General features: G+C 64.9%; 15 protein-coding genes. 10 read left to right on the top strand and 5 right to left on the bottom strand.

Translation table 11 applies throughout. The features are described 5' to 3' along the window. Positions 1–94: 94 nt before the first annotated feature. A complete protein-coding gene (locus EGH23_RS15175) occupies positions 95–730 on the bottom strand; it encodes a helix-turn-helix domain-containing protein (protein ID WP_220580835.1) in 636 nt (211 codons plus the stop codon). Between the two features lie 378 nt (positions 731–1,108). Between EGH23_RS15175 and EGH23_RS15170 the strand changes: the two genes are divergently transcribed. Then, positions 1,109–1,309: a hypothetical protein gene (locus tag EGH23_RS15170; protein ID WP_135305010.1), complete on the top strand. Its 201-nt coding sequence runs from the start codon at positions 1,109–1,111 to the stop codon at positions 1,307–1,309. Positions 1,310–1,361: 52 nt separating this feature from the next. On the opposite strand, the gene EGH23_RS15165 is transcribed toward EGH23_RS15170, so the two are convergent. From EGH23_RS15165 to gvpA, 3 genes are all read right to left on the bottom strand, one after another. Then, positions 1,362–2,024 (bottom strand): helix-turn-helix domain-containing protein, encoded by a 663-nt coding sequence (locus EGH23_RS15165; protein WP_220580834.1) that lies wholly within the window; start codon positions 2,022–2,024, stop codon positions 1,362–1,364. A 117-nt stretch (positions 2,025–2,141) separates the two neighbouring features. Beyond that, positions 2,142–2,765: a gas vesicle protein GvpO, halophile-type gene (gene gvpO / locus EGH23_RS27045; protein ID WP_220580833.1), complete on the bottom strand. Its 624-nt coding sequence runs from the start codon at positions 2,763–2,765 to the stop codon at positions 2,142–2,144. A gap of 23 nt (positions 2,766–2,788) precedes the next feature. After that, on the bottom strand, positions 2,789–3,070 hold the full coding sequence (gvpA, locus tag EGH23_RS15155; protein WP_220580832.1) for a gas vesicle protein GvpA: 282 nt from the start codon (positions 3,068–3,070) through the stop codon (positions 2,789–2,791). A gap of 224 nt (positions 3,071–3,294) precedes the next feature. Between gvpA and EGH23_RS15150 the strand changes: the two genes are divergently transcribed. The 8 genes from EGH23_RS15150 (at position 3,295) to EGH23_RS15115 (ending at position 7,669) form a co-directional block, all read left to right on the top strand. After that, positions 3,295–3,924, top strand: coding sequence for a GvpL/GvpF family gas vesicle protein (locus tag EGH23_RS15150; RefSeq protein WP_220580831.1), 630 nt, complete (start codon positions 3,295–3,297; stop codon positions 3,922–3,924). A gap of 1 nt (position 3,925) precedes the next feature. Beyond that, a complete protein-coding gene (gene gvpG / locus EGH23_RS15145; protein WP_135305015.1) occupies positions 3,926–4,177 on the top strand; it encodes a gas vesicle protein GvpG in 252 nt (83 codons plus the stop codon). A 106-nt stretch (positions 4,178–4,283) separates the two neighbouring features. Then, positions 4,284–5,174 carry a hypothetical protein gene (locus EGH23_RS15140; protein WP_220580830.1) on the top strand — a complete coding sequence of 297 codons (891 nt, stop codon included), beginning with the start codon at positions 4,284–4,286 and terminating at the stop codon, positions 5,172–5,174. Then, positions 5,167–5,694 carry a gas vesicle protein GvpJ gene (gvpJ, locus tag EGH23_RS27040; protein WP_220580829.1) on the top strand — a complete coding sequence of 176 codons (528 nt, stop codon included), beginning with the start codon at positions 5,167–5,169 and terminating at the stop codon, positions 5,692–5,694. The genes EGH23_RS15140 and gvpJ overlap by 8 nt, the downstream gene beginning before the upstream one ends. Next, positions 5,681–6,043, top strand: coding sequence for a gas vesicle protein GvpK (gvpK, locus tag EGH23_RS15130; RefSeq protein ID WP_220580828.1), 363 nt, complete (start codon positions 5,681–5,683; stop codon positions 6,041–6,043). The genes gvpJ and gvpK overlap by 14 nt, the downstream gene beginning before the upstream one ends. Then, positions 6,040–6,906, top strand: coding sequence for a gas vesicle protein GvpL (gvpL, locus tag EGH23_RS15125; RefSeq protein ID WP_220580827.1), 867 nt, complete (start codon positions 6,040–6,042; stop codon positions 6,904–6,906). The genes gvpK and gvpL overlap by 4 nt, the downstream gene beginning before the upstream one ends. A gap of 30 nt (positions 6,907–6,936) precedes the next feature. Beyond that, the gene (gene gvpM / locus EGH23_RS15120; protein WP_220580826.1) at positions 6,937–7,215 is read left to right on the top strand and encodes a gas vesicle protein GvpM; all 279 of its coding nucleotides are present in this window, start codon (positions 6,937–6,939) and stop codon (positions 7,213–7,215) included. 130 nt (positions 7,216–7,345) lie between these two features. Next, complete coding sequence (locus EGH23_RS15115) at positions 7,346–7,669, top strand: DUF7130 family rubredoxin-like protein (RefSeq protein ID WP_220580825.1); 324 nt, start codon at positions 7,346–7,348, stop codon at positions 7,667–7,669. 56 nt (positions 7,670–7,725) lie between these two features. Here EGH23_RS15115 and EGH23_RS15110 read toward each other — a convergent pair whose 3' ends face one another. Beyond that, positions 7,726–8,292: a metal-dependent hydrolase gene (locus EGH23_RS15110; RefSeq protein ID WP_220580824.1), complete on the bottom strand. Its 567-nt coding sequence runs from the start codon at positions 8,290–8,292 to the stop codon at positions 7,726–7,728. Positions 8,293–8,564: 272 nt separating this feature from the next. On the opposite strand from EGH23_RS15110, the gene EGH23_RS15105 reads away from it, so the two are divergent. Then, the gene (locus EGH23_RS15105; RefSeq protein ID WP_220580823.1) at positions 8,565–9,104 is read left to right on the top strand and encodes a hypothetical protein; all 540 of its coding nucleotides are present in this window, start codon (positions 8,565–8,567) and stop codon (positions 9,102–9,104) included. Positions 9,105–9,150: the final 46 nt, after the last annotated feature.

Raw genomic sequence — 9,150 nt, 5'->3', positions numbered from 1 at the left:
CCGGAAGCGAGGTCCGGACCGGCGAAGGAGACGACGGGCGACGCGGCGAGCCCGGAGAACCGCCGAGAAAATCGAGTGATGAAGACCGGGCTGGTTACAGCGCCTCTTCGACGAGCGTGCCGGTGGCTCGACGGAGGCTCTCCGAGAGCGCCTGGTGTGAGATGCCGAGCTTCTCGGCGAGTTCGGCCTGCGTGATCTGCCGCGGGACATCGAAGTACCCCTCCGATTCGGCCATCGACAGCACCTCGTGCTGTGAGGTCGTCAGGCCGTAGCGCCCGGCCATCTCGCCCTCCATCTCTCTGACGCTCTCGACCTCGAAGTCGAGCCCGTGCTCGTCACAGAAGTCGTGGGCCTTCGAGACCATCGAGCGCTCGGGGTAGAGCATCCGGATGTTCCACTCCGTGCCCGCGCCCGTCACGTCCAGAATCGTCGCCTCCGAGTGAGTCAGCATGTCGATGACGAGCTTGACGTTGCCGTGCCAGTCCATCTGGAAGAGACATTCGTCTTCGAGCTCGCGCAGGTGCGTGACCGATTCGACCGTGGGATCCTCTCGGAAGGTCTCCGCGATGCCGTCGCGTTCGCTCCCGCGGACCCACAGCATCGGCATAAGCGACCCGTCACCTGAACAGACGATCTGCTCGACCGAGAAGGTCAGGTCCGGGTACGTTTGTAGCGTGTGATCGAGCACTAAGTCTTCCGAGGGGACGTTCCCCGATACGAGAGTCGACATATCCAACGGATTACGGGGGACGTAGATAAACGGGGTTCACACTCCTATGGATTCCGCGAATTTCAGCCCTTGTTAGACGGTTTTACCCGTGAAACAGTATCGGAACGGTTCGTTAAGCATCGTAAAAGATACCGCATCGTTCGAGGAACCGGGGTAACACGACCGAACTTCGACGGTACGTCGACGCTACTTTCCTGACCGGATAGCGGACAGTTTCAACCGTCGCGGCGCGGTCCGTTCGGCCTCTCCGAGAAAGGGGACGTTAGTGGTGCGACCGATCACGCGATACGAGAAGCGAACGGAACCGACGAACGGCCTGATAAACTGCAAGCAGGCTCAAGCGTGCCACTTTGGTGGGTGGAACGCTTCGAAACGGACATGCAGAACGCAAAGGCAGGCGGTTCGATGTGGAACAACCTCTCGATCATCTCGACGCTCATCGACGCCGCGCGTGCGTTCACCCGCGGCGACCGGTGGGCCGCGGCGTTCCTCGTCGGCGCGGCGGCGCTCTCGTCTCGCGTCCCCGGCGTCGGCACGCTCGCCTCGGTGCTGGTCCGCATCGTTCGATACCTCCGCTAACGGCGAGCGGCCGAGAAAGCGGACGATCGTCGACCCAGAAAGAGACTCGTTTTCACATCAGGTCGGGGTCGGACCCGACCAGAAGCGTATCTTCGATGAGCGATTCGGTCCCCCGGCGGAGCCGTTCGGAGAGGGCCTGATGGGAGATGTCGAGTTCGTTGGCAAGTTCTTCGAGCGTCTTCTCCTGCGGGACGTTGTAGTACCCCTCTTGGGCGGCGAGGACGAGCGCCTGATACTGGCCCTCGGTGAGTCCGAAGCGACCGGCGGGTTCGCCGTCCATGTCCCGGATCGACTCGACGTCGTAGGTGAGCCCGTGCTCGTTACAGAACTCGTAGGTCGCGGAGAACTTATCGCGGGTCGGGAACATCACGCGGAGCCGCCACTCCTCTCTCTTGCCGTAGGCGTCGAGGATCGTGGCCTCGGAGTTCGTGAGCATCCCCAGCAGGAGTTCGACCTGGTCGATCCAGTCCATCCGGTAGAGGTACTCGTCCTCGAAATCGGCGAGCAGCCGGACGTTGTCGACGCTCGGGTCCTCCTCGAACGCCGCGTCGAGCTCCTCCTTATCGACGTTTCGCGCCCACATCAGGGGCATGACGGCGTCCTCGCCGCTCTTGATGATGCGCTCGCACTCGAATTTCACGTCCGGGAGTACGTCGAGCGTGTGCTTCAGCGCGAACTCTTCCGCGGGCACTGAGCCGATGACGATCGTAGCCATAGTTTCATTTTGAACCTCAAAGGCAAAACAGGTACTCATTTTGTGCGTATCGTATCTACTAAGTGAGGGATTCGGTGGGCGGATCGCTCAGCGTTCTCACGCCCGGTCGGCGGACGGTCATTCGAGCCGCTCGCTCTGGTCGGTATCCATACGACGGTATCGGGAGAGCCGTCGGTAACCGGTCACCGTCTCCGAGTCCTCGAGCGTGATCTCGTAGTAGCCGATGATGTCCTGCGTGTCGGGAACCGCGCGGCGTTCGACTACTTCGACGGTCGCCAACCAGCCGCCGTCGCCGTCTCTGTTTATCTCGACGACGCCGTCGAGCGGATGCTCTATCAGTTGCGCCGTGACCGCCTCGACGGTGCGTCGAACCTCGATGAGCGACCCCGCGCCGCCGATAGAGACGGTGTCATCCTCGCTTCCGGCGTCGGCCGTCTCCTCGTCGCCGCCGGACGCGCCGCTCTCGGAGCCGTCGTCCGAGTCGGTAGCTGACGCATCACCGCCGTCGCTCGACGAGTCGCGCCCGGTGTCCTGTTCGGCCTCGCTCCCGGCGTCGGAGCCGTCACTGTCCGGCGATTCCCCGCTCTCGTCTCCGTCGGCCGACGATTCGCCGTCGACGGTCGAGTCGGACTCGTCGTGCTGGTGACAGAACCCGTCTTCGACCGCCGAGTTCTGACATCTGTTACCGTCGCCCGTGAGCGCACGGCACTGTTCGTTCGACTCAGCATCTGACTGTGACATGGTTGTGAGTTATGCCGCAGTCTCTACTGGGACGGGGCCTGCTGGTAGTTGTCCGGGCGAGCGGGCTTCTCGATGTTGAGCTCTTTCATCTCCTCTAGCTCACCGGACTGACTGGCCTGTTCTATCTTCGTTATGTTCTCCGCGTAGTGGAGGAACGTGTCGACGGACGCGGCCACGACACGGGCCTCCACGGTGAGGATCTCGATCCCGACGACTGAGACGCGCGCCCAGATGTCGACCACGAGCCCCTTGTCGAGGATGCGGTCGAGCACTGCTGCCAGGCTACTGGAATCCGGTTGTGCCATACTGTCGTTTGACGGGTTACCTACCTGTGCGTGGTGCTTGCAGTCGAAAGGTTTCTCGCGGACGCGTCCGTTCGTTCGCCGGACGGCGGGCGGTTTGGCGGTCCGCTTCTCGATACCGTGGCCCGCTTCTACCGTCGTCGAATCCCTCGGATTCGGCGGGCTTGCGTATGCTGGCAACAGGGCTTGGTCGGGTGACGGCGAACCGCCGTACACGAGCACAGGTAATGTCTGGTGATAAAATCTACGCGTACGGCGTCATCGAGGCCGACTCGATCGACGTCTCTACCGACGGCGTCGAGGGTGAGAGCGACATATACACTGTCTCACACCGCACACACGCCGCCGTCGTGAGCGACATCGACACGCTCGACCCCGAGGAGAGCGACGAGAACGCTCGGGCGCACGACGACGTGCTCCGAGCGGTGATGACGGAGGGCGACGGCCGAGCGGTCGTTCCGATGCGGTTCGGCATGGTCTTCGAGTCCGAGCGGGCGCTGAAGAACGTCCTCCGGAACAGTCGGGCCGAACTCACCGGATCGCTGCGCCGCGCCGCGGGTCACGAGGAGGTCGGTATCAAAGTCCTCCTCCCGGAGGACGGCGTCGAGGACGCCGACTCGGTTCGGGAGTCCATCGAGACCGAACTCGCCGACCACGCGGCCGACGTCGCCGACGGAGACCTGTTCAGCGACCGCCTGCTGTTGAACAACTCCTATCTCGTCGAGCGCGACGACCGCGAGTCGTTCGACGACGCGGTCGACGCCGTCCGCGAGGCCCACCCGGACCTGACCGTGCAGTACTCCGGTCCGTGGGCTCCGTACAGCTTCGTGGACTTCCACATCAAAGCGGAGGCCTGAGATGTTCCTCCTCGACGACCTGTTCCTCAAGCCGTTCGTCTCGCTGCTGACGATCATCCACGATATGGCGTTAGAGGAGCAGTACGACGTCGAGGCGATTCGGGACGAACTCAAGGAGAACCGCCTGCTGTACGAGGTCGGCGAACTGGACCAGACGGAGTACGAGCGACGGAAAGACGAACTCGAAGCGGAACTCGAAGTCGCACAGAAAGCCCGTGAGCGACTCAGCGGGAGAGTCGAGGTGAAGGGATGACGACGGACGGCACGACCCGATACGCTCTCTCGTCGCCCACGCCACCGATCACCTCGCAGACGGCGAGGTCTCGCGGCCGCGCGGTTGCCACCCGGAACGGAGTACCATGACAGACTCAAACGAAAGCGAACTGACCGTAGACGACCTCGTAACGGCCATCGACGAGCTCAGCGAGAAGGTCGACGACGCGTCCGAGCACGAATCGGCCGAGGAGGCCGCGGAGACGTTAGACGACATCCACGACGTGGCCGACGAAGTCGAGGACATGCTCGGGACGGTCGATCTGGCCGATCTCCTGAGCGAGATCGAGTGGGAGAACCTCCCCGAAGCCATCGAACTCGAGGACGTCCCCGAAGCCATCGAGGACCGCAACCCCGCCACCGCCGTCAAGTTGCGCAAACTCCTCTCGGTGGCGGACATGTCCGAGGTCTGGGACAACGTCAACGCCAGGGAGTTCTGGCGACAGTCCCGAGAACTCGACGACGAACTCGACGATCTCTCAGACGAAGAGGACGAGGAGGGGTTCTTCTCGGACGACGACGCCGACGAAGGACTCCTCGACGACTCGTCGTTTGACAGCCCCTTCAGCGACGACGATCCTGCGGATGCCAGCGACACGGCGGACGCGTCCTCGGAAGCGGGTCTCGGCGGACTGGAAGGACTCGGCACGGACGAGGAGGGGCTGAACCAGGAGTCGATGGAGAACGCGATCCAGTCGCGCATCAGCGACTCTGTCGGGGAGTTCCGACAGAGCATCCTCGCCGCGCGAGCGAGGCTGAAAAAGCTGCACGCGAAGAACCGCGAGCGCAGCGAGCGTCGCAACTCCACGTCTACGAACTCCCGGAACCCCACCGCCGTCTCGACCATGTCGCCAGGGGGCGCACGGCAGGGAACCGCCAAGTTCTCGACCGTCCCCGAGGAGACCCGCTACTCGACGGCACCGAACAGACGCCGCATCTACGGCTCGCGATTCGAGGAGGCGGAAGACGATGCCTAGTGCGGGACCGACGCGTTCCTCGGCCGACTTAGCCGACGTCGTCGAACTGCTGCTCGATAAGGGCCTGGTCATCAACGCCGACATCGCCGTCTCCGTCGGCGACACCGAACTGCTCGGCATTCAGATCCGGGCCGCGGTCGCCTCCTTCGAGACGGCCGCCCAGTACGGACTGGAGTTCCCCGAGGGAACCGACCAGGAGCGCATCGAGCAGGTGGCGAACCAGGGCCGACTGGGGCCGCCGTCTGACACTAGCGAGGACGATGACGACGCGGCCGAGCGGCCCGACGTCTCGCCTGGCAGCCATCCGAAACAGATTCGGGTCGCGCAGTCGGGCGGCGGTTCGCCCGGCGGCCCCGCCGAGGAGGCCGACGCGGCTGACGACGCCGACGAATCGGCGGACGCGGACGAGGAGTCCGCCGACGAGGGGGCCGACGAGATGGCGGCCGACGACGCGGACGGCGACGCGACCGCCGACCGGGCGACGGCGGAGGAGACGGAGGGCGAGAATGACGACGGTTGACATCGACGGCGAGGACGCGAGCGACGGCCTGCTCTCGCTGGTGGTCGCCGTCGTCGAGTTACTCGTCGAGGCGATGGAGCGGGAGGCGATCCGGCGGATGGAGTCCGGAAAGCTGAGCGACGAGCAGATAGAGCAGCTCGGCCGGCAGCTCCAGGCCATCGAGGCCGAGATCGACGACATCAAGGAGACCTCGGACATCGAGGACGACGTCGACAACGTCCGGTCGGAACTCGACGGGATCGTGGACGACGCGCTCCGGATGGTCGACACCGAGGCGGCGACCGCCGGCACCGGCCGCGGTACCGTCACGGACACGCCGACGGCGGCCGAGGAGGGGAGGCAACGATGACCGACGAGGGAACGACGGAGGAGACGACGACCGACGAGGGAGCGACAGCGAACGAGACGGCCGGCGACGAGGGCCGGTATCTCTACTGCGTAGTCGATGTCGCCGACGAGTCGGACGCCGAGACCGGAACGACGCTCGAAGCCGAGGGCGTCGACGGCGAGGAGCCGTATCTCGTCGTCGAGGACGGGCTGGCGGCGCTCGTCCAGCGGCGAGCGACGCCGTACGACTCCGACGACGAGACGACGGTCAAGCGGTGGCTGCTCCAACATCAGGGCGTCGTGGACGCGGCCCACGAGCGGTTCGGCACGCCGTTGCCGGTTCGGTTCGACACCATCCTACAGGGCGACGACGCCGGTGTCGCCGCGTGGCTCGACCGCCAGCGCGGGGACCTGCGACCGGCGCTCGACCGCTTCGCGGGCCGGAGCGAGTACCGCATCGAACTGACCTGTGACGCCGACGCGTTCGGCGCTGGCGTCACCGAGGGCGACGACCGCCTCGACGAGCTACAGGACGAGTCGGACGAGGCGGACTCGGGGACGGCCTTCCTCAAATCGAAACAGGCCGACCAGCGCGAGCGCTCGCTCGTCGCCGAGGAGTGGCACGAGACCACGGCCTCGCTCCGGGAGTCGCTCGACGACCACGCGGCCGAGACCCGGAACATCGACCGGAACGTGACGTCGCTCGACGAGGACGACCGCGACGACGCGGACTTCGAGACGACGTTCTCGGTCCTGGCCGACGAGGAGGCCGCCAACGCTATCGGGGATCGGCTCGACGAGATAGCGGCCAAGCCCGGCGTCGAAGTGCGCTACACCGGGCCGTGGCCGCCGTATACGTTCGCACCGACGCTCGGGGACGAATGATTCGACAGCCGATAACCCACGGGGTGACCGATGGAACCGACGCGTGACGGCGACGCCGTCGTCGACTTGCTCGACGTCATCCTCCGGGACGGCGTCATCCTGCAAGCGGACGTCATCGTCACCGTCGCGGACGTCCCGCTCGTCGGTATCAGCCTCCGCGCCGCGATCGCCGGGATGGCGACGATGACGGACTACGGCTACTTCGAGGCGTGGGACGACGAGGCCAGACGGCGCGTCATCCCCGACGAGGACGGGCGGACGGAGCGACCATCGGCGACCCCCGACGACGACCACCGCAGAGAGCGCTAAGGGAACGACAGTAGCGCCGAGAATCGCCCGACGACGCTCGGTAGCCCCGCCCAGTTTCACTTCGTGCGACCGTCTCTCACCGCGCATTTCCAAGCACCAGAGTAGGGACGGTCGGCCGCGAAGGCAGACCATGACGAGTGATCAAGGTGCGACCACCGAATCGGCGATAGTCGAAGCGAACGATACCGTCTACGACGAGGACGGAACCATCATCGGCGTCGTCACCGGGACGGCGGAGTCGGGATTCACGGTCGACACGTCCGAGAGCGTGACGGTCCAGGGCGATACGTTCGACGCCGAAGAGGAGCAACCCGGACAGGAGTTCGGCGAGGGCTACATCATGTGGCGCTGCGAGGAGTGCGGCGAGATGGGCGAGCTCGAGGACGGCCTCCCCGACTCGTGTCCGAGCTGCGACGCGCCGAAAGAAGCGCTCTCGAAGGTTCGAGAAGACTAACCGCAGACGGCCGCGTTCGCCGAAACCGAGCTCGGTTTTTCCGCTCGCCTATACGGTTACTCGGCGGTCTTCGCCGCCTCGATCCGGTAGCGATGATCGAAGGGGTCGAAGGCGTACCAGAGGCCGAGATGGAGCGCGAGCGCCGTCGCCAGCAGGACGGCGTTCGCCCAGATAGAGTTGTAATACAGGACGTTGACCGACCACGGCTTGGCGAAGAACGGCCAGAACGGATTGACGGGCGGTGCGATGTCGGGAGCCGAGAGCATATCGGCGAACAGGTGACTCGCCCCGCCGAGCGTGAACGCGCCGGCGACGAACAGGAACAGGCTCGTGCCGTCGAAGCGGTCCCCTCTGGTCAGACTGTCGACTCGCTTCCGTAATATCGGCGTGACGATGGCCGCTACGACGACGCTGACGGCGACCACGAACAGCAGGGTGTGGGTGACGCCGTGGTGACTGATCGTCTGTGGAAAGACGTTCGACAACACCAAGTCCACGTCTGGAAGCATCGCGGTCGTCGTGGTGAGCGCGATGAACACGACACTGACTCGGCCGCCCCAGACGAACCACGCGGGGACGGCGAACAACAACCCGAACGCGAAGTGTCCCATAACGTCTACCATCGTCGGAGCAATCTCGCGCTTTTCAGGTATGGGTGGGGCTTGTAAATGCAGGATCTCTCCGCGAAAGGCTCTACTCACGTCCGCTCGCTCGCGACTGGGAGTGCACCTCGAGTTCGTAAGGCAGTTATTGATATATTTCACACACGATAGGCGGGCGTGGAACCCGCGGATTTGGCGTCGCGAACCGGATCGGTCGGGTCGCGCGACCCGGCGGTGTTCGACGCGTTGGTTCGCGAGGAAGCGGGTGGTTGCTCGATGCCGTGGAGCCCGGGGTGTTCGATAGCGAGCTCGCGACCGCTGGACTGGAGCACGAGTGTTACGTCGTCGGCCGAACGGGCGCGCTCACGACCCTTCCCGACACCGCTGACGACCTACTCGGGTGTGAGAAGGAGGTGGGCCGTCATCGGCTGGAGTTCCAACTGAGCCCGCGACCGTTCACCGCCGCGGGCAGGAAAACCATCGAGTCGGAGATGCGTGCTCGGTTCGAGGCGGCGAGCGACGCGCTACTCGACTCCGACGAGCAACTGGTCAGCGACGGGATGTGGACGATTCCGCCCCGCGACCGGACGGCCGTCGAGTACTTCACCGCCAGCGACAGCGCGGGGGCCGCGCCTCTCCCGAAGCATATGGTCGACGCCGTCCGATACCACGTACAGGGGCTCGAAAGCGCCACCAGAATCGACGCGCCGCACGTCTCCTATCAGGGCGAGACGGCGCTGCCGACAGCCTCACGACGTCGGTACAGTCCCACTACGTCGTCGAGGCGGCGACGTTCGACTACGGGCGGTTCGCGTCGTGGTAGGCCCTCGTGAACGAAGAACGAGCGCACTACGCGTCCGAGCCGCGCGAATACGCGTT

The organism is Haloarcula nitratireducens (assembly GCF_019599505.1).
Note: the sequence above shows the minus strand (reverse complement) of the source record. Positions and strands in the feature narration are given on the sequence as shown.

Excerpts from the sequence above, each read along its gene's own strand:
- gvpL (WP_220580827.1), top strand. The coding sequence starts at position 6,040 with ATGACCGACGAGGGAACGACGGAGGAGACGACGACCGACGAGGGAGCG.
- EGH23_RS15165 (WP_220580834.1), bottom strand. The coding sequence starts at position 2,024 with ATGGCTACGATCGTCATCGGCTCAGTGCCCGCGGAAGAGTTCGCGCTG.
- EGH23_RS15140 (WP_220580830.1), top strand. The coding sequence starts at position 4,284 with ATGACAGACTCAAACGAAAGCGAACTGACCGTAGACGACCTCGTAACG.
- gvpM (WP_220580826.1), top strand. The coding sequence starts at position 6,937 with ATGGAACCGACGCGTGACGGCGACGCCGTCGTCGACTTGCTCGACGTC.
- EGH23_RS15115 (WP_220580825.1), top strand. The coding sequence starts at position 7,346 with ATGACGAGTGATCAAGGTGCGACCACCGAATCGGCGATAGTCGAAGCG.
- gvpJ (WP_220580829.1), top strand. The coding sequence starts at position 5,167 with ATGCCTAGTGCGGGACCGACGCGTTCCTCGGCCGACTTAGCCGACGTC.
- gvpA (WP_220580832.1), bottom strand. The coding sequence starts at position 3,070 with ATGGCACAACCGGATTCCAGTAGCCTGGCAGCAGTGCTCGACCGCATC.
- EGH23_RS15175 (WP_220580835.1), bottom strand. The coding sequence starts at position 730 with ATGTCGACTCTCGTATCGGGGAACGTCCCCTCGGAAGACTTAGTGCTC.
- gvpG (WP_135305015.1), top strand. The coding sequence starts at position 3,926 with ATGTTCCTCCTCGACGACCTGTTCCTCAAGCCGTTCGTCTCGCTGCTG.
- EGH23_RS15150 (WP_220580831.1), top strand. The coding sequence starts at position 3,295 with ATGTCTGGTGATAAAATCTACGCGTACGGCGTCATCGAGGCCGACTCG.
- gvpO (WP_220580833.1), bottom strand. The coding sequence starts at position 2,765 with ATGTCACAGTCAGATGCTGAGTCGAACGAACAGTGCCGTGCGCTCACG.
- gvpK (WP_220580828.1), top strand. The coding sequence starts at position 5,681 with ATGACGACGGTTGACATCGACGGCGAGGACGCGAGCGACGGCCTGCTC.
- EGH23_RS15110 (WP_220580824.1), bottom strand. The coding sequence starts at position 8,292 with ATGGTAGACGTTATGGGACACTTCGCGTTCGGGTTGTTGTTCGCCGTC.
- EGH23_RS15170 (WP_135305010.1), top strand. The coding sequence starts at position 1,109 with ATGCAGAACGCAAAGGCAGGCGGTTCGATGTGGAACAACCTCTCGATC.